The sequence below is a fragment of the uncultured Campylobacter sp. genome (genome assembly GCF_938041645.1).
Classification (GTDB): Bacteria; Campylobacterota; Campylobacteria; order Campylobacterales; family Campylobacteraceae; genus Campylobacter_B.
Map to the genome: position 1 here is coordinate 1 of NZ_CALIST010000059.1, position 23183 is coordinate 23183.

Consider the following 23183-nt stretch of genomic DNA (forward strand, 5'->3'; position numbering starts at 1 on the left):
AATTTTAGAATTTCTAATATTTTTTAAAATAAATTTAAATTTTTTAAACTCCCTTGCCATAGCCATTTGCGTACTAAAATTTTATCGATGAAAAGCGTTTGTTGCCAATCGTTAAACCCCATCCCTTATCATTCCGCAGTTGTTTTGCGTACGGTGGTTTGCATGCATAAGACTCGTTTTGTACGCCGTAGCCGCAGGTGCGGTTGCGCCGCGCGCAGTGTGCACCTTGACATCTCTTAGCGCTTTGCTGCGCCATAGTATTTCGGCGCATCCTTCCGCGCGAGTTACGAAAATACTCTACAAAACGGGTGAGAGAGGCTGTGTGAGCTGTCTGAGGTAGACGGCTCGCTTGATTTACATAATTTATAAAGAGGTAAAATATGCGTATTTTAGGCAGCATTATTTGGTTTTTTGTGGGCGGTTGGATCTTGGCTATCTTAACTTATTTGTGGGGTTTAGTCCTTAACCATTTTAGTCGGACCGCTCCCGTGGGGTTAGGTCTTATGGAATACGGCAAATTTCTATTTTTACCCTTTACTAGCGATATGGTGCGCAAAAATAAAAGCTTGCTTATCGTCGCCGCAAAGTCGCTGCAAAACTACGAATACGACGCAACTTCCCAAAAAGTATCCGTAGCGAAGGTAATAGCTACAGTATGTATCGTAGCGATCGCTTTACCTGCAGTAGCGATTGCGGAACCGGGGCTGACTACTAGAGATGATGCGGAGATTTCTAGATTAGCGACAAATTTAAGTACCGTTAAATACGATCTGGACGCCTACTATATCTCTCAAGGCAAATTCGCATCCGATTTTTCGGTTATGACGAATGTTCCGCTAGAGCCCAACGGAGCGAATTCCGCATATCTTAAAAGCACAAAGGGAGATAAATGCTTCCTAATCAGCGTGGACGGCGAAAAGAAAGCTATCTCTATCGCAAAAGGTCCCGATGCCGAAAATAATATCTGCCGGGGAGCGTATGAATTACCGGGAGTCCCTAAAATGCTATCGGAGCCTATTCAAGTAAAAAGCTATTAATTTACGCGATTTGCGAGCGTATTAGATTTATCGCGGCGGATTTAAGAGCTGGAATTTATATAAATTTTGTCTTAAATTTACGCCACCTTGTGCGCACGAAAGTGATCTGATCGGGAATCAGATAAGGTTACGCGCTTTGGTGTGAAATTTAGCCACGATTTGGGTAGGTCTAAGTTTCATAAAATTACGCGGTTAGAATTTTAACGCCGTTTTAAGATTATTTTTGTAAAATCACATTTCTTTTTTACCACGCGGCGGGCTCATAGCTCAGTTGGTTAGAGCATCCGGCTCATAACCGGATGGTCCTAGGTTCAAGTCCTAGTGAGCCCACCACCACAAAATTTTTGGCTTTTCACTGCATCAAAATCCGCAAAATTCTATAAAATTTCATGTGTCATTTTTTTCTCTGAAATTACTATAAAATTCCGTTTTATAACTTCAAAAAACAAAGCCTGCCGCATAATTCCCGCTTTAAAATGCGGCAAGCTCGCGATTGAATTTTCAAATTTAACTTTCATTTGGCGACCGATTAAATTTTATTTTATGGCAAGTTGCGGTAGAATTCCGTTAAAATTCTTAGTGCAGGGAGATGTCCATGTCAGAAAATCAAACGAAAAAAGGCGGAATTTTAGCCTTTTATTTTAACTCAAGCTTGCTTTGGCGCATCATTATCGCTTTAGTGTTGGGCTCTGCGATTGGTATGTTACTACCTAAAAATATGCCGGTTGGCGATACCACGTGGGTAGCGATTTTAACGCCTTTGGGAGATCTTTTCGTGCGGCTTTTAAAGATGATCATGGTGCCGATCATCATCTGTTCGCTGATCGTGGGCACTAGCAGTATCTCGCCCGCGCACCTGGGCAAAGTAGGTGTTAAGGCGATCATATTTTACGCTATAACGACGCTTTTTGCGATCGTCATCGGCCTAGCGTGTGCGTTTGTATTTTCTCCAGGTAGCGGGCTTGATCTAAGCGATGCGTCCAAGGCTGTCGAAAAGGCAGCGAACGCGCCTAGTATGAGTAAAATTTTGCTTAATATAATTCCTACAAATCCTTTTGATTCCATAGCCAAGGGCGAAATTTTGCCGATTATCGCGTTTTGCTTATTTTTCGGCGTAGGGCTTGCGTTTTGCCGCGACAGTAGTGATGCTCGTATTAAAAATTCCGCTGATACGGTTTATAATTTTTTCGACGGAATGAGCGAAATTATGTTTAAGATCGTGCATTGGGTGATGCAATACGCGCCGATCGGCGTTTTTGCGCTAATGTTTGTAGTGTTTAATAAAAGCGGTATCGAGGCTTTCAGCTCGCTATTAAATGTCACGATTACCCTATACGTGGGACTTGCGATTCAAGTATTTGCGGTTTATTGCGTTATTTGTATGCTTATCGGAGTTAGCCCGATTAAATTCCTTAAAAAAGTGCGTCCGCCGATGCTTACGGCTTTTGTTACCCGCAGCTCCAACGGCACGCTTCCGATTACGATGCAAACCGCCGAAGATATGGGAATTCCAAAGGCGATCTACGGCTTTGTTTTGCCCGTGGGTGCTACGGTGAATATGAACGGCACGACCGTGTATTTGGGTGTGTGCACGCTCTTTATCGCTAATGCTTGCGGTATCGATCTAAACAGCAGCCACTACCTCACGATCATCATCACTTCGATGCTTGCGGCGATCGGAACTGCCGGAGTTCCGGGAGCTGGTGCGCTGATGCTGCTTTTAGTGCTCGAATCTATCGGCGTCAAGGTAAGCGGTAATGTAGCGATCGCTTACGGAATGATTTTAGGCATTGATGCGATTTTGGATATGGGGCGAACCTCAATGAACGTAACGGGCGATGTTGTCGCGTCGATCTACGTCGCAAAGAGCGAAAACGAAATGGATATGAGTAAGTGGGAGAATTAACCCAATTAAAATTTAGAAAGGACGAGCTATGAAAAGAGTTGGGATTATCGGTGGAATGGGACCTTTGGCGAGTGCGGATCTGTATATGAAGATCATAGAAGAGACTGCGGCGAGCAGCGATCAAGAAAATATTCCGCTTGTAATCGATAGCTATCCGCAGATCGAAGATCGCACAGCATTTATCTTAGGCAAAGGTGAAAATCCGCTTCCGCGCCTAAGCGAGAGCGCTGTTAGGCTCAAAAATGCAGGCTGCAAGGCGTTTGCGATGGCGTGCAACACGGCGCATTTTTTCGCAGACGATGTAGAAGCTGCGGCGGAAATCCCGCTAATTCATATCGCTGAGGTCACCGTAAAAACGATCCGCAAAAATTATCCAAACGCCCATAAAATCGCTGTGCTAGCCACTATTGGTACAAAAAAAGCTAAAATTTACGACGATCCGCTCAAAGAAGCGGGGCTAATCAGCGTGGAGCTTGGCGAAGAAAATCAAGCGGTTTTGATGGATTGCATCTACAAAGGCGTTAAAGCGGGCAAGACTGCCGAATACGTGGGGGCTTTTGAGAATTTGCTAGGCAAAATCGATGCTGATATTTACGTCGTTGCCTGCACCGAGCTGCCGCTATTTTTGCCGTTAATCAAAAGCGATAAAATTTTCGTCGATCCTACTAGAGAGCTTGCCAAAGCGATCGTGGAATTCTCAAGATCATAGAGCCGCAAGGCTTTGCAAGCGGAATTTTAAACCGCAAAATTTTACGATGATTTAAGTCATAGAATTTTGCGGAATTGCGTTAGCTCAAAATTCCATCGAGGCGGAATTTTATGATAGTGGAATTTCATCACAGCATTTTAAACTTAAAATTTTGTCAAAATTTAAACCGCAGATCCAGAATGTAAAACCTCCGAAGTAAAATTCCGTAACAAAATTTGCTCGTAAAATTTCGTGCTGAAATTTAAGCTAAAATTCCATTAAATTTGACCGTTTCTAAAGCCCGAATTTAATATAATCTCCAAATCAAAAAAGGACCAAAAATGAGCGACTACACCCACCTGCACCTTCACACCGAGTATTCGCTGCTAGACGGCGCGAATAAAGTAAGCGAGCTCGCCGAGCTTTTACAGAGCCGCGGCACCAAGGCATGCGCGATCACCGACCACGGCAATATGTTCGGCGCGATAGACTTTTATCAGACGATGAAAAAGCACGGCATTAAGCCGATCATCGGCATCGAGACCTACCTGCACAACCACGATGACATCGGCGATAAAAGCGACCGCCAGCGCTACCACTTGATACTGCTTGCCAAAAACGAGACGGGCTATAAAAATTTAATGTATCTTAGCTCGCGCGCATTTCTGGACGGCTTCTACTACTACCCGAGGATCAACAAAAAAATTTTAAAAGAGCATAGCGAGGGGCTCATCTGCTCCTCGGCGTGCCTAGCGGGCGAGGTGGAATTTCATCTAAATAGAAGCGAGCGAAATTTAAAGCGCGGTGCGGGCGGCTACGAAGCGGCGAAAAAAGCGGCGCTTGAGTATAAGGAAATTTTCGGCGAGGATTTTTATCTCGAGATCATGCGCCACGGCATCGGCGAGCAATTAAACGTCGATAAAGACCTCATCCGCCTCTCGCGCGAAATCGGCGTCAAGATCATCGCCACGAACGACGCTCACTACTCGCGCAAGGATCGCGCCAAGGCCCACGACGTCTATCAGTGCATCTCGATGGGCAAGACGATCAACGACGGCGACCGCCTAAAACACGTCGTTTCGGAATTTTACGTAAAAAGCGACGAGGAGATGAGGCGGCTTTTTGCCGACATCCCCGAAGTGATTGAAAACACCGCCGAGATCGTGCAAAAGTGCAATTTGAAATTTGCCTTCGACGAGAAGGACTACGCGCCGACGCCGCCGAATTTTAAATTTACGATCGAATACGCCGCTAGGCTCGGGCTTTCGCTGCCGCAGCCGGACGAACGCTATAGCTTTGCAAACGATGATTTTTTATTCGATCATCTCTGCCGCGAGGGGCTTAAAGAGCGCCTTAAATTTATCGATCCGCAGAATCATGAAATTTATCGCGAGCGCCTGGAAAAGGAGCTTGCCATCATCAAAAACATGCATTTTTCGGGCTATATGGTCATCGTGCAGGATTTCATCAACTGGGCGAAGGATCACGACATCCCGGTTGGCCCAGGTCGCGGCTCTGCGGCGGGCAGTATCTGCGCATATGCGCTTCGCATTACCGACCTCGATCCGATCCCGTATAATCTGCTTTTCGAGCGATTTTTAAATCCGTCGCGTATCTCGATGCCCGACATCGACGTGGATTTTTGCCAGGCGCGCAGAGGCGAAGTGATCGACTACGTCATCGATCAGTACGGCAAATACAACGTCGCGCAGGTTGCGACTTTCGGTAAGCTGCTTGCGCGCGGCGTTATTCGCGACGTAGCTCGCGTCTGCGATATGCCGCTTTCGCAAGCCGATAAGATGGCGAAGCTGATCCCCGATAAGCTAGGCATCACGCTTACGCAGGCTTACGACGCCGAGCCGAAGCTGAAAGAATTTATCGATGCAGATCCGATCGCACAGCAGGTTTGGGAGTTTGCGCTGGGCCTTGAAGGGCTAAATCGCAACGCAGGAATGCATGCCGCGGGAGTGGTGATCTCAAACGAGCCACTGTGGAACAAAGCACCGCTATTTAAGCAGGATAAGGGCGAGGATGCGCGCCTAGTAACGCAATACACCAAAAACTATCTCGAGGACGTCGATCTGATAAAATTTGACTTCCTTGGCCTTAAAAACCTCGATGTGATCGATAATGCCATCAAGCTCGTCAAGCGCCGCTATAATCGCGACATAGTTTGGGAGGAGATAGACTTTAACGATCCACGCACTTACAAAACGATTCAAAGCGGTAACACGCTAGGGATTTTCCAAATCGAGGGCGCGGGCATGCAGGATCTGGCGATGAACCTGCGCCCCGACCGCTTCGAGGATATCATCGCGATGATCTCGCTCTATCGCCCTGGGCCGATGGATCTAATCCCCGATTTTATCAGGATCAAACACGGCGAGCTAAAAGCAAGCTATATCTTCCCTGAGCTAAAAGAAATTTTAGAGCCAACATATGGCATCATCGTCTATCAAGAGCAGGTCATGCAGATCGTGCAGAAGGTAGGCGGCTTTAGCTTGGGCGATGCTGATCTGGTGCGCCGCGCGATGGGTAAAAAGGATGAGAAGAAGCTCGCTCACATGCGCGAGCAGTATCTAAGCGGCGCCAAAGAGCTGGGCTTTGACGTAGCAAAAGCAGATGAGCTATTTGATCTGATTATGAAATTTGCCTCCTACGGCTTTAACAAATCCCACGCTGCCGCGTATTCGATGATCACCTTTCAAACGGCCTATCTTAAGACCTACTATCCGGCGGAGTTTATGGCGGCGCTGCTTACTTCGGAAGAGGGCAACACCGATAAAATTTCAAAGTATATCGACGAGGCGAGCCGCCTAGGCATCGGGCTTTTGCCGCCGTCGATCAATCAAAGTTTAAGGGGCTTTAGCGTCGTGGACGACGAAAATTCCAAATCGGGCACCTCGATCATCTACGGTCTTGGCGCGATTAAGGGCGTGGGCGGCGCTGCAATCGAGAATATTTTAGAGCTTCAAAGCGAGGCTAAATTTCAAAGCATCGACGATTTTGCTTCGCGAGTGGATAATTTCCGCGTCAATAAAAAGGTCATCGAGTCGCTGATCTACGCAGGCGCGATGGATTGTCTGGGCAAGAGCCGATTAGCGATGATTCAAAATATGGAAAATATCCTAGACGTGATGAAAAAAATCACCGAGATTAAAAAGGACGCCGCAAGCTCGCTTTTTGGCGAGGATGAGGATATGACGAGCGGCATGAGCGTAAGCTTCGTCGATACCGATAAGGAATTTCCGCAGGGCGAAATTTTGAAATTTGAGCAGCAGACCGTGGGCGTGTATCTCTCTGGGCATCCGCTGGATGATTATAAAGAGGAGATGGAAGGCATCGATTATACGCTATCCTCGGCGTTTAGCGAGATCGACGGAGATAGCGCAGAGGTGCTTAGCGTAGGGCGGATCGAGGATCTGTCCACGCGCATGACAAAAACGGGCAAAAAAATGGGGATTTTAAACGTGCTTGATCTGCACGGCAGCTTCGAGCTTGCGGTGTTTGATAACGCGCTAAAGGCGATCGAAAACTTAAGCTCACAGGAGCGGGAGCGACCGTATGCTTTTATGATTAAAATTTCAAAAAGCGCGGTCGGCGGCGCGGCGTATCAGCTGTCGTTTCTTTCGATGATGAGCCTGCAAAACGCTCGAGATGCGAGCTTTCGTCCGCGCGCGGGAGTATTTTTGGGCGAAAATCCGCTCAAAGCTTACTCTTCGCAGCTTGGAGCGATTGCACATACCAAATCGAACGAATTTGACGAACTGGTGGGCGACGAGGACGCGAGCGTTAAAATTTTGTGCGTCGGCAAGATCGAAAACGTCCACACCCGCACGACCAAATTGGGTAGTAAGCAGATGGCAAATCTTACGGTGCTTGATCTTGCGGGCAGCTTCGAGATGAGCGCGTTCGGTGATATTTGTGATGCGGTCATTGCGCTAACGGACGCGGAGCTGGAGCGCCCGATGGCGTTTTGGGCACGGCTTAGCAAAAACACATCCCCTTACGGCGGGAAATATCAAATTTATCTGGATGAAATTTTAACTCTAGATGCCGCGCAAAATATCGACGGCTACGTACCTAGCAAGGTGCGAGGCTCCGGTGGTAGGGAGCGCGGGGGCTTTAACGGCAGCAATTTCGGCTCCAGCAGAAACTTTGGTAGCGAACGAAGCGGCGGCTACGGCAGCGGGAATTTTGCGGAGCGAAGGGGCGGGTTTACTGCGGAGGATCCCGCCCTTAAGGCGCGCAAAGAGCGCGAGGCACAGCGCAAAAACGCGCAAGATTTCGAGTTTGAGCTAAGCTTAGGCGAGCTAAGTCGCGAGAAAATTTATAAAATTTACCATCTCGCTTTTTGCGATACGGCGCTAAAAAACACCAAGCGGCTGATTCTGCGGATCCGCAACGGCAGCGAGGTGCTAGTTTATCCGACCGAATACATCGTGAGTGATAGCTTTACCGAAAAGGTACGTGAAATCATCGCGGCGTAAGCGCCGCAAAGCTCTTTCATCGCGCACTAGGCGGGTTAAAATTTCTTGTCCGCGCTGCATGCAAGCGCCGTCTTAGCGCGTAGAGAGCTTATATTTTGGCGCGGCCGAGATAAAAGATAAGTTTATTCGGCTCAAAATTTGCCGCGCATAAAATTTACTGTGCTACGCGCAGAAACCAAAACCGCACGGATCGCTCCCAATATCTAAATTTATTGCGTTTATCGCCGCGAAATTTTATGTGTGGTAAATTTAAAAATGCAGATTTCTTGTTTTATTATGGCGCTAAGGCTCGCAACGCGCCGTTTATGCTGCCGCAATAATCGCTCGCCGTACCTCGACTCTGCGTCGCGGTTTGCTTACGGTACAGCAGATTGGTATGCGCGCTTTCAAATTAAAGCTAAAATTTTGCGAAGTTTTACTTTGGCGAATCTCCACGCAGCTTTAAAATTTTAAACTTTAGCGGATTTGAAATTTTAGGTATAGCTTTACTATGTAAAATTTTATCGCGGTAAAATTTCGCTGAGCAAATTTAGTAAAGTACGCAAAAACGGACTTAAGATGTGCAGAAAAAATCCGAAACAAAAGCTGGTCCGAGCAAACGGTGCCCGAAAAATCAAGCTAGTGCGGACTGGGCTCGAGTCCAGCCAGGCGCCGGGATGCAACCTATCTTAAATCCAAAATTTATCAAAATTGTTAAACGGCTGTATTTGAAATTTTTTGCGCTGTATATATTGCTCGCGCCAAGTGTATTTATCCTGCCCGAAAATATAGGTGATAATGCTGCTTGTGCGGGCTTTGTAAGCCTTATGAAGCAGCTTTTCAAATGTCGCTATGGCAGAGATTGGCTTATGCGCAGGATTTGCGGAGCTTTACTTAGCTGCGATGTGGGCGGCTAGCATCTTGATTTTGGCGCTAAGTTGTTTCATATACTTCATGACTAGCGCCGATTAAATTTCGCGCGATTTTGAGCGGCGAAATTTAGCGAGTTGAAATTCAGAAATTCTGTCGTTTCCAAGCCGTGGAAATTTGAGCCTAAATTTAGAGTTCGCGAGAATTTTAAATTTTACGACGTGAAATTGTGAAGCGGATTTTGGAATTTTGAAATTCTGCGCCGTGGAGTTTTGTATTTTGAAATTTCGCGAGCTGTAAATTTAGGCTAAATTTTAAAATTTGTAGCGACAGAATTTTAAAATTTTACGCTGTATGGCGCTGTATGGCTAGGTAAAGTGCCTCCACTTCTTGATAAATCAAATTCGCAGGTTGGTTTAAATTTAATCGGTGCGGTTGGCGCCGTAATTTTTATACGTAGCAGAGGTTTTTTAAACGACAGCACGCCAAGGCGATGATGATTACTCACGCAAAATATGCCGCGCCGGTCGCAAATACCGTGCGGCGGGCAAGCGAGCGTTAAGCGATCGTGCGGGCTAGTTTATCTCTTAAATTTAAAATTTCATCGCGTTTTAGCACGAAGCTGTTTTTGTTGGCGATGAGGTGTGCGGAGCTTTGCATTATGGTTTCTGCGGGCTGCAGCCCGTTTTGCTTCATCGTAGCGCCGGTCTCCACGACATCTACGATGGCGTCGGCAAGCCCTATGAGCGGGGCTAGCTCGATCGAGCCGTAGAGTTTGATGATATTTACGGCGACGGCCTTGGAGGCGAAGTACTCGCGAGTGATGTTAGGCATTTTCGTAGCGATTTTTAGGCTCGGAGCGCCGTAGTTTAGCCTGGTGCCCGCATGCACGCCCACGCAGACGCGGCATTTTCCGATTTTAAGATCGAGCAGCGTAAGCACATCCGGGCGATGCTCCTCAAGCACATCAAGCCCCACTACGCCGATATCCGCCGCGCCTCCCATAACGTAAGTAGGGATATCTTGGTTGCGGACGTAGAGGAATTTAAAATCGCCCTCTTGCATTATGAGTTTGCGATCCTCAAAGGCAAAATCAAGCCCGAAGATGGTTTTGAAAATTTTAAGCGTATCGTCGGCTATGCGGCCTTTTGGTAGGGCTATGGTTATCATGCGAGCCCCTTTTTTGCGATTAAGCTCACCATCGATTTAAAGATGAGATCCTTTTCATAGATAGAGTTGCGAAAATACCGCATCAGATAGGCTCCGTCACCGCCCGTGAAGTAAATTTTATTATTGCCCGCGATGTTTGCGATGGCAAGCACGATCGGCTTTAAAATTCCGTAGTTTACGGCGTTTACGGTCTTTTGCGGTAGCGGATCCAGATCGATATTGCTAGCTAGCGTGACGTCCAGTACGGGCGCGATGCTCGCGAACGACTTTAAAAGCGTGCTAATGCCCGGCATTATAAATCCGCCTAGGTGTGAGCTTTTAAACATCAAATCCACGGTGATCGCGCTGCCTGCATCGACGACGATGCCGGTGTTTACGGCCGAACACGCCGCTATGCGGTCGATCCCAAGCCCGCGGTAGGCGGTTTTTAGCTCAAAGTGCGGCGCGAGATCGACAAACAGAGGGTTTTTCAGCTTTTTTTTCACGCTTTCATTGACGCTAATGAAAAAAATTCGCTCCTTGGGCTCGTACCTCATAAACTCCGCTACAGGCATACTTTGCGTTACGCCGCCTTTATAAAATTTAACCCTGGAATTTCCTATGTCACACAAAAGCATGGAGGCTAAATCCGTTTTCTTTTAAAAATTTCGCGCTTTTAGAGCACATTTGCGAGTTGTAAAACAGCACGCGCTTTTTCACGACCTTGCCTAGGCTTGCGCTAATGTCGCTTGCGAGCGAGAGCAGAAATTCCGCGTCGCGCATCACAAAGCGAGATTTTGCGTCGCGCATAAATAAAAGGACGTTGTAGCTTTTCAGATCCACGCCGAAATACGCGCCATATGAGCGCGAGCGCGTGAAGCTAGCGATATCTAGCGTTTGGAATTTTTGAAGCAAAAGGCCTTCACGAACGCAGAGTTTTGAAATTTTATCTAGCATCAAAATTTAAAATTTTATCGTCGTAGTAAAACGAGCTGCCTGCGATAAAAGACTTATCCTCGAACTCGCCATTTAGCTCGTAGATCGCCTGGCCTTCTAAATTTTCGTCGGTGCGGATCACGTAGCCGTTACGCTCGATGATATACAGATAACCGCCGCTAAGCAGCGCACCGCTAAACTGCGCGAAGGTAAATTTACGCGATTTGATCAAATTTAGCCCGCGATCCAGTAGCTCGACTCTGCCGTCCTTTAAGAAAAGATAAATTCTATCGCCGCTAAAAATCACGTCTTTGATGTCTACGTTATGATTTTTATTGCCCGCAGGACCCACCAGCATCAGTCTAGTGGCAGTTACGGCATAAAGGTTATCGCCGCTGTTTTCCAAAGCGATGATATTATTGAAAAACGGCTGGTTGCTCACGACGAAATCGCGTGCCGAGCGCCCGCCTACGTTTTCTGCGATGCTGACTAGTCCGTCTAGTGCAGGATAAGCGATAAGTTGGTTGATAAATAGCGGTGACGCTACGCGCGAATCGATTGCGAATGCATCGCCTACTTTATGATCGAGTACCACTGCGCCCGAGCTTAGCTTGATAAGCATGATCGAGTCATCACTCATCACTAAAGCCAAATCATCGCCGCGTATATTTGCACTTAGCGCTTGTCTGCCGAGGGCTTTTTCAAATTTTACGGCACCTGTGCTACCAACTACTTTAAGCGTGCCATTGATGCCAGTTACGACGAAATTTCCGTCATATTCGCCTAAAAATTTCTCACTTTTTAAGACTTTGAAATTTTTCACCAATCCGTTTTTAGAGATGACTTCGCCGTCTTTTAGCGTCGCGCCATCTTTACTAACCGCTATGATTTCCGACGGCAGTGAGCCGTTAAATTTCATATCACCTGTGATGTTTTCGTCGCTGGGTTCAAAATACTGGCGCTTCGTCGAGCAGCCTAAAAATAAAAACGATAGTAAAAGCGTAAATATCAGCGTTTTTTTCATTATTTATTGCCTCCATAGTGTTTCAAAGCAAGTGCGATTTGACGAACTGGCGAGTTGAGCGGAATTTTATCTAGCTCTGCGTGAGCTTGCTCGATTTTACCCTCTTTTAGCAGGTCGTAGCCCTTAAGCAAAGAATCGTAATCGGCGAGTAGCACTCCGCCTTGTTTGCCGTTTTGTAGATTTATTATCTCTTTTAGCACAACATCGATGCCTTGGGTATTTTCTAGCGCCGCTCGCTCGTCTGCGGAGCCATTTTGTAAAATATAAAGAGCGTATAGATTTATATCTTTTTGCTTAAGCTCGGCTAGCTTAGCGTCATCGCGCTTGTTAAGCAGCTCGTCATAGATCGCATTAGCACTTGCTATGCGGCGATCGCTTAGAAATTCATTTGCGTAATATCCGATAAATGCTACGATCAAAACCGCAGCCAAAAATATCAGCGGCTTTTTGTATTTTTTTACGAAAATTTCACTTTTTATGACGCTTTCTAGAAACTGCTCTTCTGTGCCAATCTCTTTTTTCACGTCTTCGATGTCGTCTTTTAAAGCCAAAATTCAGTCCTTTATTTGAGAAAATCGGCGTAATTGTAGCATAAAAAATTTTAAATACCGCCTAAGATAAAGAATTTTTATGATATAATGTCGCATTTATCAGAAAAAGGAAAGTTATGATAATAGACGATGCCTTGCTAAGCAAGCTGGAAAGGCTATCTGCTCTTAAAATTCCAGATGCTAAGCGAGAAGAATTTAAAGGTCAATTAAATAATATTGTAGATTTTGTAGAAATTCTAAATGAACTGGATTTACAAAGCGGCGAGGCGGCTATCACTACGCTAAAAGGCGGTACTCCGTTTCGCAAAGATATCCCACGCAAAAGCGACGTCGCAGAAAGCGTCTTAAAGCATGCTCCGCAGTCCGAAGGCGGCTACTTCGTAGTACCGAAAATCATAGATTGAAAGGAATTTTATGGAAGAAGTTCAAAGAAATTTAGTAGATATCGAAACCCTACTAAAAACCGTCGTTTTTAACAAAGCGAGCGATCTCCACTTAGTTTCGCGCTCGGCGCCTCAAATACGTATCGACGGAACATTGCGCCCACTTGCCATGGACCCGCTTAAGGGCACGGATATCGAGTATATCTGCTACGCGCTCATTACCGATGCTCAAAAAAGTGCGCTCGAGGAAAATAAAGAGCTTGACTTTGCGATCGAGCTTCCTAATATCGGACGCTTCCGTGGTAATTACTACTACACTATGAACGGCGATTTGGCTGCTGCATTTCGTATTATTCCTATCGATATTCCTAGTCTGGACGATTTAAAAGCCCCTACGATTTTTAAAGAAGTAGTCAAGCATGAAAAAGGCATGATTTTGGTTACCGGACCTACCGGTAGTGGTAAATCAACTACTCTTGCTGCGATGCTAAACGAAATCAACGAAAAAGAGCGCAAGCACATCATTACTGTTGAAGATCCGGTCGAGTTCGTCCATACCAATAAAAAAGCGCTTTTTTCTCACAGAAATATTGGCACCGATACCCATTCCTACGCTAATGCGTTAAAATTTGCCTTGCGTGAGGACCCGGACATTATCCTTGTGGGCGAGATGCGTGATAGAGAGACTATCTCGATCGCCATTACCGCGGCTGAGACCGGTCACTTGGTATTTGGTACGCTACACACCAACTCCGCGATGCAAACGATCAACCGTATTATCGATAGCTTTGATGGCGGCGAGCAGCTCCAAGTGCGAAATATGCTCTCCGTGTCACTTACCGCGGTCATTTCGCAATCACTTTTGCCAAAGCTTGGCGGCGGACGTATCGCGATCCATGAAATTTTGCTAAATAACAATGCCGTAGCGAATCTAATCCGCGAAAACAAGGTGCATCAAATTTACTCTCAAATGCAGCTAAATCAGCAATCTACCGGTATGATAACTCAAACTCAAGCGATGGTTAAAGCGATCCGTGCAAATCAAATTTCAAAAGACACGGCGTTTAGGTATTCGACTAACCTACAAGAGCTAATAGGCGTGGTGGGTGCTTGATGGAAGGTATTAATTGGTTCGATGTCGGCTGTTTGGTACTCGTAGTGCTCTTCGGACTACGCGGTATCACTAATGGCATCGTAAAAGAAATTTTTGGAATTTTGGGTCTCATCGGCGGTCTTTTTGCCGCGATGCGTTATAAAACTATGGCAGGCGAGTGGATTGCAGCAAAAATTCCAGCTTTGCAGAATGCAAACGGCGTACTTTCGGGCGATACAACGCAGGTTCTCATCGGCTTTATCGCTGTGCTTTTTGGCGTATGGATCTCGTGTCTGATTATAGGCGAAATCATTTCAAAATTCTTTAAATGGAGCGGACTCGGATTTGTCGATAAGATCGGCGGTTTCGTGTTTAGCGTAAGTAAAATTTTCTTGATTTTTGCCGTTATCGTTACGCTTGCAAGCGGTCCTATGTCGATGAACGAACAGACCAAAAAGTATTTTGAAAGCAGTAAAACTGCGCCGATTTTCTTAAAAATAGGAAATTGGATTTTAAATCTCAAAGACGATCCGAAGATCAAACAAAGCTTGGATTCTATCGGTTCTAAGATGGATGATAAGCTCTTAAAAGATCAGAATTCTACCACCCGTATGAACTCGGATCAAAATCAAAGCACTGAACCTAGCGATTTTAACGCCAGTTCAGAAGTAAATTCTACAGAAAGGACAAAATTATGAATGCAAAAATCGAAAATTTAGAGTTTGACGCTCTAATTGTTGAGTTTAAAAAGGCGCTTGCCTCCAGTGGTCTAAAATACACAAAACAACGCGAGGTTTTGCTTCGTACGCTTTATAACAATAACAAACACTTCACACCTGAGGCGCTTCACAACGAGATCAAAGCGAAATTTCCGGATTTAAACGTAGGCATAGCGACGGTGTATCGCACCTTAAATTTGCTTGAGGATTCAGGTATGGCGACGTCGATCTCATTTGGCGCGCAGGGTAAGAAATTTGAGCTTGCCAACAAGCCTCACCACGACCATTTAATCTGCAAAAGCTGCAATAAGATCATAGAATTTCAAGACGCGACTATTGAGCGAAAACAGCTTGCCGTCGCCAAAGAGCATGGATTTACGCTTACGGGGCACATGATGCAGCTGTATGGAATTTGCCCTGAATGCGCGGCAAAAAGGAAGTAGATTGTTTGATAGCCAGTTAGAAATCCAAAGGATAGACAAGGCGTCGGAACTTCGGAATTTAGGGGCTAATCCCTATCCGCACTTTCTAAAAAAAGATATGAACATAGCCGAGTTTAAAGAAAAATTTGGCTTCATAAAAGATACCGAGGATAAAAAAGCGAGCGAGGAGGTAAGCCTTGCTGGAAGGTTAAAGCTAAAGCGTGTCGCGGGCAAATCCACCTTTGCAAACATAGAAGATCAAAGCGGCAATATTCAAATTTATTACTCTCGCGACAGCATTGGCGAGGAGGATTACGCTAAATTTAAGAAAAATCTCGAAGTGGGCGATATAATTTTGGTGCGCGGATACGCTTTCGTCACCCAAACGGGCGAGTTTTCGATCCATGCTAGTAAAATAACGCTTGCATCCAAAGCGATCTGCCCGCTTCCGGAGAAATTTCACGGCCTCGTCGATATCGAGATGCGATACCGCCAAAGATATCTCGATATGATAATGAACCCCGAGATCCGCGAGGATTTTATTAAGCGCTCGATCATCGTTAGCGAGATCCGCAGCTTTTTTGAAAAACACGGATTTTTAGAGGTTGAAACGCCGATGATGCACCCAATCGCGGGCGGCGCGAATGCTAAGCCTTTCATCACGCACCACAATGCCCTAGATGTCGATCGCTACCTGCGTATCGCGCCGGAGCTGTATCTCAAGCGCCTCGTCGTAGGCGGCATGGAAGCGGTCTTTGAGATCAATCGAAACTTCCGCAACGAGGGCATGGATCTGACGCACAATCCAGAGTTTACCAGCATAGAATTCTACTGGGCGTGGCATAATTATAACGACGCGATGAACCTAACCGAGGAGCTATTTAAAGCGCTATTTAAGAGGCTCGGGCTAGGCAAAATTTTAACCTACGATGAGCGCGAGATCGATTTTTCAAAGCCTTTTGCGCGCATAAAGTATCTCGACGCGCTTACTCAGATAGGCGGCATCGAGCCGCAGATCGTAAATGATCGCGAAAAGATCATCGCAAAGCTCAAAGAGGACAGATTTGAAGTCAATGAAAAGCTCGATCTGGGCCACTTGCAGAGCGAACTTTTTGATAATTACGTAGAGGCTAAGCTTATAAATCCGACCTTTATCGTAGATTTTCCAATCTCGATCAGCCCGCTTTCGCGCAGAAGCGACGAAAATCCGCAGATAGCCGAAAGATTTGAGCTTTACATCGCAGGCAAGGAGCTAGCCAACGCCTTTAACGAGCTGAACGATCCGCTCGATCAATACGCCAGATTTAAGGCTCAAATCGACGCTAAAAACGCGGGCGACGACGAAGCTCACGAGATGGACGAGGATTACGTCCGCGCGCTTAGCTACGCGATGCCGCCGACTACCGGCTGGGGGCTTGGAATCGATCGCTTGGCGATGATTTTGCTGAATAAAAAATCGATCCGTGACGTGATTTTGTTCCCTGCGATGAGGCCGCTAAATTTAGAGAAGGAGTGAACGTGTCAAATTTAGAAAAATTCGATAATAAAATTTTTAGTTTAACCAACAAAGAGCTTGCCCGCCAGTGCGATTATTTGGAGATGATCGCGAGCGAAAATTTCACCTATCCCGAGGTGATGGAGGCGATGGGCTCGGTGCTAACGAACAAATATGCCGAAGGCTATCCCGGCAAGCGCTACTACGGCGGTTGCGAGTTCGTAGACGAGATCGAACAGATCGCGATCGATCGCTGCAAAAAGCTCTTCGGCTGTGAGTTTGCAAACGTCCAGCCAAACAGCGGCAGCCAAGCCAACCAAGGCGTATATGCCGCGTTTTTGAAACCGGGCGATAAAATTTTAGGCATGGCGCTTAACCACGGCGGGCATTTGACGCACGGCGCGAAGGTCTCAAGCAGCGGAAAGATGTATGAGAGCTTCGAATACGGTGTAGAGCTCGACGGCCGCATAAACTACGATAAGGTGCTTGAGATCGCTCAGATCGTAAAGCCCAAGATGATCGTTTGCGGTGCGAGCGCCTATACGCGCGAGATAGATTTCGCTAAATTTAGACAGATCGCAGATAGCGTGGGCGCGTTTCTTTTCGCCGACATAGCGCATGTTGCAGGGCTAGTCGTTGCAGGCGAACATACTAATCCGTTTCCGCACTGCCACGTCGTAAGCTCGACAACGCATAAAACGCTTCGTGGTCCGCGCGGCGGCATCATAATGACAAACGACGAGGAATTTGCTAAAAGGATCAACTCGGCGATCTTCCCGGGCATCCAGGGCGGCCCGTTAATGCACGTCATCGCCGCAAAAGCGGTCGGCTTTAAACACAATCTAAGCCCCGAGTGGAAGCTCTATGCCAAGCAGGTCAAGGCAAACGCTAGAGTTTTGGGCGAGACGCTGGTTAAGCGCGGCTTTGATCTCGTTAGCGGCGGCACCGATAACCATCTGATTTTGATGAGCTTTTTAAATAGAGATTTTAGCGGCAAGGACGCTAGCGCCGCGCTTGAAAATGCAGGCATCACGACGAATAAAAATACCGTACCGGGCGAGACTCGCAGTCCATTCGTCACCAGCGGCATCCGCGTCGGAAGCCCCGCACTTACTGCGCGCGGGATGAAAGAGAAAGAATTTGAGTTTATCGGAAATAAAATCGCCGACGTGCTAAGCGACATCTCAAATTCCAAGCTTCAGGCGCGAGTTAAAGAGGAAGTGCGGGATTTGGCGCACCGCTTTATCATCTACGACCGCGCGATGTATTAAATTTAATAAATTCGGGTAAGCTTACCCGAATTATTTATTTCGTAAATTTTGCGTGGTAGAATTTACAAAGTAAATAATAATCTTAGGAGAGAGTATGAACGACAAAAATTTCGATATGAGCAGCATAGACGACATAGTGATCAATAGCGGCAATGTCGATAAGAACGCGAATTTAAAAAAAGGTCTTACCGTTGCAGCCGGCGTCGTAGTTTTATTCTTAATCATTTTAATCATAATGAAGGCTATTAATAAAGACGATATTGATACTAACGCAGGTCTTACTATGCCTAGTGAAGAAGAGCTTGCCAAAGCGGAGCAAAAGCCTGCCGTGCAAGTTCAAAAACCCGAGCCTTCGCAGCCTGAGCCTGTAGAGGTGAAATCAGAACCCAATACAGCATCTGCAGCTCCAACCAAAGTAGAGATAAAGACCCAAGAGCCTAATTCCGAAAGTAAGGTTGTTGCAAGCGCTCAGCCTGAAGCGCAGAAAGTAGAAATCCAAAAGCCCGAAATCAAAGAAGAGCCAAAAAAATCCGAAGTTAAAATAGAAAGTAAAAAGATTGAGCCTAAAGACGAAGCCAAAAAGCCTGAAAAAACTGACGTAAAAAAGTCCGAGCCTAAAAAAGAGTCTGCAAAAGACGAGATAAAAAAAGAACCTTCTAAAACCGAAATTAGAAAAGTCGAGCAGAAAGTAGAGCCTAAAAAAGAACCTGAAAAACAAGCAAAAACAGAAGTTAAAAAAGAGCTTTCAAAAACGGAAGCTAAAAAGGAACATGCTAAAGCTGAGACCAAGAAAGAGCCAGCAAAACCTGAGTCTAAAAAAGAAGCTAGCAAGCCGGAGTCTAAAAGTGAGAGCGTAAAAGCTGGCGTTGCAGCAAAGAGCACCAGCACCAGCGTGGCAAACGGCAGTTATGTGCAGGTTTTCGCATCAAATGCCTACGATCCAAACGGGTCTGACACTAAAAAAATCACTAAAAAAGGCTACAATCCGATCGCTTTGCAAACCCATGTCGGCAGCAAGAGCGTGACTAAAATTTTAGTTGGACCTTTTGAGGGCGAGGCGCTACAAAAGGCGCTTAGCGATATGCGCAGCATCAATAGTGGAGCGTATATCTACCGAGTGAAATAGTGGACAGATTTGCGGTTTTTGGCAACCCGATCGCCCACTCTCTCTCGCCGCTACTTCATAATTATGCTATAAAATTTTTGGAGCTGGATGCCTACTATGGGCGAGTTTTGCTGCAGCGCGGCGAGGAACTGCGAGCTAAATTTGAAGCTTTAAAGCTTGCGGGTGCGAACATAACCGTGCCTTTTAAGCTTGACGCGCTCAAAGCCTGCGATGTCCTAAGTGAGGCGGCTAAGCAGATCGGCTCGGTAAACACGCTAGTGCTAAAAGGCAGCGCGCTGCACGGCTTTAACACCGATGCGCAGGGGTTTTTCTGCGCGATTTTGGGCTTTGGTGAGATTCGCAATGCGCTTATTTTAGGTGCGGGCGGCACGACGCGAGCAATCGGCTACGCGCTAGGCAAAAACGGCGTGAAATTTGACATCCTAAACCGCAGCGCAAAGGATTTTGACTTCGGCTGCGAGGAGTTTTTTACCTATGAAAATTTCAAATCCAAAGACTACGATCTGATCGTCAATGCCACCGGCGCGGGGCTCAAAGATGACGCGCTGCCTGCGCCCGAGGGGGTAATAGATGAAATTTTATCCCGCGCGAAATTTGCTTTTGATGCTATCTACGGCAAGCAGACTCCGTTTTTGCAAGCAGCGCGCGCAAAAAATCTGACCGTAAAAGATGGCAAAGAGATGCTGATAAATCAAGGCGCGCTTGCTTTCAATCTCTTTTTCGGCGGTAAATTTGATCTCCAAGAGATAATTAAACTTATGAGTCACGCCGCAAATCTTCGCTAAATTTAGAGCTGGATGCGGCGCTAAATTTATATCGCTCAAACGGTAAAATTTTATCTTGCTTTAAATTTGCTGCGTTAAACGATACGACGCCGCTAGCTTTATCTTTTACGCCGCCCGGAACGAAGCAAAATTTTAATAAAAAGCGGCGAGACCGCTCGGTTTTTGAAAACGCGCGCTACGGCGCGTCGCGATAGAGTTTGGAATTTTTTCCGAAATAGGATAAAATCAGCGCGAAATTTTTAAAATTTAAAGTTAGATTTTAATTAATTACTATATAATAAAAAATATAAACTAATAATTGCTAAAGGTTAAAATTTGATGTTTTTCGGCAAAATTTTAAAATTTTACGCGCACGGATTTGCTTCGATGAAGCTTGGCAAAACACTATGGGCGGTGATTTTGATCAAGCTATTTATAATTTTTGTGCTACTTAAATTTTTCATTTTCGACGAAAATTTAGATTCTAAATTTAAAACCGATCAAGAAAAAATCGATTTCATCTATAAAAATTTGACTAAGGAGTAGGAATGCAAGAGCTTGCTAGCGTGGATTGGTCGAGGGCGCAGTTCGCACTCACGGCACTTTATCACTTTCTTTTCGTGCCCCTAACGCTGGGGCTTAGCTTTATCGTGGCGTTTATGGAGAGCCTATATGTCGCGACGGGCAAGCAGGAGTGGCTCAAGATCACTAAATTTTGGCTGCGCCTTTTCGGTATAAATTTTGCCATCGGCGTCGCGACGGGCATCATAATGGAGTTTGAGTTCGGCACCAACTGGGCGAATTACAGCTGGTTCGTGGGCGACATCTTCGGCGCGCCGCTTGCGATCGAGGGCTTGCTCGCGTTTTTCTTAGAAGCTACCTTCTTTGCGGTAATGTTCTTCGGCTGGGGCCGCGTAAGCAAGAAATTTCATCTTCTCTCGACCTGGCTCGTGGCGATCGGATCAAATTTAAGCGCGTATTGGATCTTAATCGCGAATGCTTGGATGCAAAACCCTGTTGGTACGAGCTTTAATCCCGATACGATGCGAAACGAGATGAGTAATTTTTTAGATATCGCGCTATCTCACTTCGGAGTGGCTAAATTTTTACATACCGTCGGTGGCGGCTACATTACCGCGGCGCTTTTTGTGCTTGGAATTTCGGCGTTTTATATGCTAAAAGACAAAGACTTCGCGCTTGCTAAAAAAAGCTTCATCGTGGCGGCAAGCTTCGGTATGTTAAGCTCGCTTTTCGTGCTATTTAGCGGCGACGAGAGCGCCTATCAGGTCGCGCAAAAGCAGCCGATGAAGCTTGCGGCGATGGAGGGCCTGTATAAAGGCGAAGTAAACGCGGGCATCGTCGCGGCGGGAGTTTTAAATCCGAGCAAAACCACGGGAGACGATAAGGAGCCATTTTTATTTGAGATTAAAGCGCCTTATGCGCTAGGGCTGATGGCTACGAGAGGGCTTGATAATTTCACGCCGGGCATCGATGATTTGGTATTCGGAAATGAAAAATTAGGCATCGAAGGCGCGGATAAAAAGATAGAAAAAGGCAAAATTGCCCTGCAAGCGCTAAAGGATTATAAGACCGCCAAAGACGCCAATGATACCGCGGCGATGCAGCAGGCGCGCGAAATTTTATTCGGCAACCAAAATATGCAAAATTTAGGCTACGGCTACTTTGACGACGCGAAGCAGATCGTCCCTCCCGTGGCGCTTACATTTTACAGCTTCCACGTGATGGTGGCTTTGGGAAGCTATTTTATCTTGCTATTTTTCGTTACGCTATTTTTGGCGATGCGAAAGAATCTCGCCGAATACAAGAAAATTCTATGGCTTTGCGTATTTAGCATTCCTTTGGGATACGTCGCGTGCGAGGCGGGCTGGATCGTGGCCGAAGTAGGGCGCCAGCCGTGGGCGATACAGGATCTTATGCCGGTGGGCGTCGCAGCTACGAGCCTGGCGGGAACGAACATAATGATCTCGTTTGCGCTCTTTGCGGTTTTATTTACGGTTTTATTCATAGCCGAGATAAAGATCATGCTAAAACAGATAAAGATAGGATTTTAAGATGCACGAAATTTTTCAAATTTATTGGTGGTGCGTGGTTTCGCTTCTGGGCGGAATTTTGGTTTTTATGCTCTTCGTGCAGGGCGGTCAGACGCTGCTTTTTACGCTGGCGAAAAATGAGAGCGAGAAGGATTTTATAATAAATTCCATCGGCAAGAAATGGGAGCTTACGTTTACCACGCTAGTTATGTTCGGCGGGGCGTGCTTTGCGGCGTTTCCGCTATTTTATGCGACCAGCTTCGGCGGGGCATATTGGGCGTGGATGGCTCTGCTTTTTTGCTTCATAATCCAAGCCGTCGCTTACGAATACAGAAAAAAGCCCGATAATTTCTTGGGCGCTAAGACCTATGAAGCCTTTCTTTTCATAAACGGCTCTCTGGGTACGATCCTGCTTGGAATCATCGTCTCGACGCTTTTTAGCGGCAGCGAGTTTGCGCTGGGTGATAATAATTTCGTGCAGTGGAAAAACCCCGCTCGCGGGCTTGAGGCGCTAGCAAATCCGTTTAATTACATCTTGGGAGTTGCGCTATTTTTCTGCGCTAGGACGGGAGCGAGCTTATATTTGATGAATAATATCGCCGAGCCTGAAATGATCGCTAAACTCAAAGCTTCGCTTAAATTTAACGCTAGCGCGTTTTTGGTTTTTTTCATCGCGTTTTTGGCGTGGGTCTTGCTAAAGCAGGGCTATACAGTCGGCGCCGGCGGCGTCGTAAGCCTCGAGAGCTTTAAGTATCTGCACAATTACCTAAGCCTGCCTGCGGCGCTAATCTTGCTGCTGCTCGGCGTCGTGCTGGTGCTGGTGGGGATATTCAAAGGCGCATTTACAAGCAGCGTGCGCGGAGTATTTTTCTACGGCGTGGGCGTCGTATGCGCAGTAACGAGCGTATTTTTGATCCTAGGGTTAAACAACACGGCGTTTTATCCGTCAAATTTCGACCTGCAAAGCTCGCTTTCGATAAGCAACGCAAGCTCGAGCCTCTATACGCTTAAGACGATGTTTTACGTATCGTTTCTAGTTCCTTTCGTGCTGGGCTATATCAGCTACGTTTGGTGGTTGATGGACGCTAAGAAGCTCGATAAAGAGGGGCTTTCAAACGAGCATTATTAGGCGCCAGCTCTAGCGCGGCTTCCGCGCGCCGTATGGCGGCGAGAAGCTGCTCTCATGCGCGGCACTGCGTGCTTTTGCGCTTGGTTAAATTTCATATCGG

The 23183-nt window shown here is 46.4% G+C and carries 21 protein-coding genes and 1 tRNA gene; 17 read left to right on the forward strand and 5 right to left on the reverse strand.

What is annotated here, in order from left to right; translation table 11 throughout:
* Nucleotides 1-380: 380 nt before the first annotated feature.
* From Q0600_RS08725 to Q0600_RS08750, 6 genes are all read left to right on the forward strand, one after another.
* On the forward strand, nt 381-1037 hold the full coding sequence (locus Q0600_RS08725) for a YccF domain-containing protein (RefSeq protein ID WP_298759294.1): 657 nt from the start codon (nt 381-383) through the stop codon (nt 1035-1037).
* A 256-nt stretch (nt 1038-1293) separates the two neighbouring features.
* A tRNA-Ile gene (locus tag Q0600_RS08730) sits at nt 1294-1370 on the forward strand.
* A gap of 262 nt (nt 1371-1632) precedes the next feature.
* A complete protein-coding gene (locus tag Q0600_RS08735; protein WP_298759295.1) occupies nt 1633-2943 on the forward strand; it encodes a dicarboxylate/amino acid:cation symporter in 1311 nt (436 codons plus the stop codon).
* 28 nt (nt 2944-2971) lie between these two features.
* Entirely contained in the window at nt 2972-3652 is a 681-nt protein-coding gene (locus Q0600_RS08740; protein ID WP_298759298.1) for an amino acid racemase, read from the forward strand.
* 320 nt (nt 3653-3972) lie between these two features.
* The gene (gene dnaE, locus Q0600_RS08745) at nt 3973-8121 is read left to right on the forward strand and encodes a DNA polymerase III subunit alpha (RefSeq protein ID WP_298759301.1); all 4149 of its coding nucleotides are present in this window, start codon (nt 3973-3975) and stop codon (nt 8119-8121) included.
* Between the two features lie 656 nt (nt 8122-8777).
* The gene (locus Q0600_RS08750; RefSeq protein ID WP_298759305.1) at nt 8778-9017 is read left to right on the forward strand and encodes a hypothetical protein; all 240 of its coding nucleotides are present in this window, start codon (nt 8778-8780) and stop codon (nt 9015-9017) included.
* Nucleotides 9018-9528: 511 nt separating this feature from the next.
* Here the strand turns inward: Q0600_RS08750 and hisG are convergent.
* From hisG to Q0600_RS08775, 5 genes are read right to left on the reverse strand one after another with little or no spacing between them, the layout of a single operon-like run.
* Nucleotides 9529-10140, reverse strand: a complete 612-nt coding sequence (gene hisG / locus Q0600_RS08755) for an ATP phosphoribosyltransferase (RefSeq protein ID WP_298050470.1) — start codon at nt 10138-10140, stop codon at nt 9529-9531.
* Complete coding sequence (locus Q0600_RS08760) at nt 10137-10757, reverse strand: type III pantothenate kinase (RefSeq protein ID WP_298759308.1); 621 nt, start codon at nt 10755-10757, stop codon at nt 10137-10139. The genes hisG and Q0600_RS08760 overlap by 4 nt, the downstream gene beginning before the upstream one ends.
* The gene (locus Q0600_RS08765; RefSeq protein WP_298759311.1) at nt 10744-11079 is read right to left on the reverse strand and encodes a hypothetical protein; all 336 of its coding nucleotides are present in this window, start codon (nt 11077-11079) and stop codon (nt 10744-10746) included. The genes Q0600_RS08760 and Q0600_RS08765 overlap by 14 nt, the downstream gene beginning before the upstream one ends.
* Nucleotides 11066-12079, reverse strand: coding sequence for an L-seryl-tRNA selenium transferase (locus Q0600_RS08770; RefSeq protein WP_298759314.1), 1014 nt, complete (start codon nt 12077-12079; stop codon nt 11066-11068). Before Q0600_RS08770 ends, Q0600_RS08765 begins: the two co-directional genes overlap by 14 nt.
* Complete coding sequence (locus tag Q0600_RS08775) at nt 12079-12630, reverse strand: hypothetical protein (protein WP_298759317.1); 552 nt, start codon at nt 12628-12630, stop codon at nt 12079-12081. The genes Q0600_RS08770 and Q0600_RS08775 overlap by 1 nt, the downstream gene beginning before the upstream one ends.
* 116 nt (nt 12631-12746) lie before the next feature.
* On the opposite strand from Q0600_RS08775, the gene gatC reads away from it, so the two are divergent.
* The 11 genes from gatC (at nt 12747) to Q0600_RS08830 (ending at nt 23083) form a co-directional block, all read left to right on the forward strand.
* Nucleotides 12747-13034, forward strand: coding sequence for an Asp-tRNA(Asn)/Glu-tRNA(Gln) amidotransferase subunit GatC (gene gatC, locus Q0600_RS08780; protein ID WP_291939991.1), 288 nt, complete (start codon nt 12747-12749; stop codon nt 13032-13034).
* Nucleotides 13035-13044: 10 nt separating this feature from the next.
* Entirely contained in the window at nt 13045-14127 is a 1083-nt protein-coding gene (locus Q0600_RS08785; protein WP_005871218.1) for a type IV pilus twitching motility protein PilT, read from the forward strand.
* Nucleotides 14127-14804 (forward strand): CvpA family protein, encoded by a 678-nt coding sequence (locus Q0600_RS08790; RefSeq protein ID WP_291939988.1) that lies wholly within the window; start codon nt 14127-14129, stop codon nt 14802-14804. The genes Q0600_RS08785 and Q0600_RS08790 overlap by 1 nt, the downstream gene beginning before the upstream one ends.
* Nucleotides 14801-15268, forward strand: coding sequence for a Fur family transcriptional regulator (locus tag Q0600_RS08795; protein WP_298759321.1), 468 nt, complete (start codon nt 14801-14803; stop codon nt 15266-15268). The genes Q0600_RS08790 and Q0600_RS08795 overlap by 4 nt, the downstream gene beginning before the upstream one ends.
* A 1-nt stretch (nt 15269) precedes the next feature.
* On the forward strand, nt 15270-16763 hold the full coding sequence (gene lysS, locus Q0600_RS08800) for a lysine--tRNA ligase (protein ID WP_298759324.1): 1494 nt from the start codon (nt 15270-15272) through the stop codon (nt 16761-16763).
* A 2-nt stretch (nt 16764-16765) separates the two neighbouring features.
* A complete protein-coding gene (locus Q0600_RS08805) occupies nt 16766-18013 on the forward strand; it encodes a serine hydroxymethyltransferase (RefSeq protein ID WP_298759327.1) in 1248 nt (415 codons plus the stop codon).
* Nucleotides 18014-18107: 94 nt separating this feature from the next.
* Nucleotides 18108-19139, forward strand: coding sequence for a hypothetical protein (locus tag Q0600_RS08810; RefSeq protein WP_298759330.1), 1032 nt, complete (start codon nt 18108-18110; stop codon nt 19137-19139).
* Nucleotides 19139-19924 carry a shikimate dehydrogenase gene (locus tag Q0600_RS08815; protein WP_298759335.1) on the forward strand — a complete coding sequence of 262 codons (786 nt, stop codon included), beginning with the start codon at nt 19139-19141 and terminating at the stop codon, nt 19922-19924. Before Q0600_RS08810 ends, Q0600_RS08815 begins: the two co-directional genes overlap by 1 nt.
* Nucleotides 19925-20242: 318 nt before the next feature.
* Nucleotides 20243-20449, forward strand: coding sequence for a DUF4492 domain-containing protein (locus Q0600_RS08820; protein WP_005871229.1), 207 nt, complete (start codon nt 20243-20245; stop codon nt 20447-20449).
* Between the two features lie 2 nt (nt 20450-20451).
* Complete coding sequence (locus Q0600_RS08825; protein ID WP_298759338.1) at nt 20452-21975, forward strand: cytochrome ubiquinol oxidase subunit I; 1524 nt, start codon at nt 20452-20454, stop codon at nt 21973-21975.
* Between the two features lies 1 nt (nt 21976).
* Nucleotides 21977-23083 carry a cytochrome d ubiquinol oxidase subunit II gene (locus Q0600_RS08830; protein ID WP_298759341.1) on the forward strand — a complete coding sequence of 369 codons (1107 nt, stop codon included), beginning with the start codon at nt 21977-21979 and terminating at the stop codon, nt 23081-23083.
* Nucleotides 23084-23183: the final 100 nt, after the last annotated feature.

Coding starts and splice junctions, on each gene's coding strand:
- Q0600_RS08725 (WP_298759294.1), top strand. CDS start 381: ATGCGTATTTTAGGCAGCATTATTTGGTTTTTTGTGGGCGGTTGGATC.
- Q0600_RS08735 (WP_298759295.1), top strand. CDS start 1,633: ATGTCAGAAAATCAAACGAAAAAAGGCGGAATTTTAGCCTTTTATTTT.
- Q0600_RS08740 (WP_298759298.1), top strand. CDS start 2,972: ATGAAAAGAGTTGGGATTATCGGTGGAATGGGACCTTTGGCGAGTGCG.
- dnaE (WP_298759301.1), top strand. CDS start 3,973: ATGAGCGACTACACCCACCTGCACCTTCACACCGAGTATTCGCTGCTA.
- Q0600_RS08750 (WP_298759305.1), top strand. CDS start 8,778: ATGCAACCTATCTTAAATCCAAAATTTATCAAAATTGTTAAACGGCTG.
- hisG (WP_298050470.1), bottom strand. CDS start 10,140: ATGATAACCATAGCCCTACCAAAAGGCCGCATAGCCGACGATACGCTT.
- Q0600_RS08760 (WP_298759308.1), bottom strand. CDS start 10,757: ATGCTTTTGTGTGACATAGGAAATTCCAGGGTTAAATTTTATAAAGGC.
- Q0600_RS08770 (WP_298759314.1), bottom strand. CDS start 12,079: ATGAAAAAAACGCTGATATTTACGCTTTTACTATCGTTTTTATTTTTA.
- gatC (WP_291939991.1), top strand. CDS start 12,747: ATGATAATAGACGATGCCTTGCTAAGCAAGCTGGAAAGGCTATCTGCT.
- Q0600_RS08785 (WP_005871218.1), top strand. CDS start 13,045: ATGGAAGAAGTTCAAAGAAATTTAGTAGATATCGAAACCCTACTAAAA.
- Q0600_RS08790 (WP_291939988.1), top strand. CDS start 14,127: ATGGAAGGTATTAATTGGTTCGATGTCGGCTGTTTGGTACTCGTAGTG.
- Q0600_RS08795 (WP_298759321.1), top strand. CDS start 14,801: ATGAATGCAAAAATCGAAAATTTAGAGTTTGACGCTCTAATTGTTGAG.
- Q0600_RS08810 (WP_298759330.1), top strand. CDS start 18,108: ATGAACGACAAAAATTTCGATATGAGCAGCATAGACGACATAGTGATC.
- Q0600_RS08820 (WP_005871229.1), top strand. CDS start 20,243: ATGTTTTTCGGCAAAATTTTAAAATTTTACGCGCACGGATTTGCTTCG.
- Q0600_RS08825 (WP_298759338.1), top strand. CDS start 20,452: ATGCAAGAGCTTGCTAGCGTGGATTGGTCGAGGGCGCAGTTCGCACTC.
- Q0600_RS08830 (WP_298759341.1), top strand. CDS start 21,977: ATGCACGAAATTTTTCAAATTTATTGGTGGTGCGTGGTTTCGCTTCTG.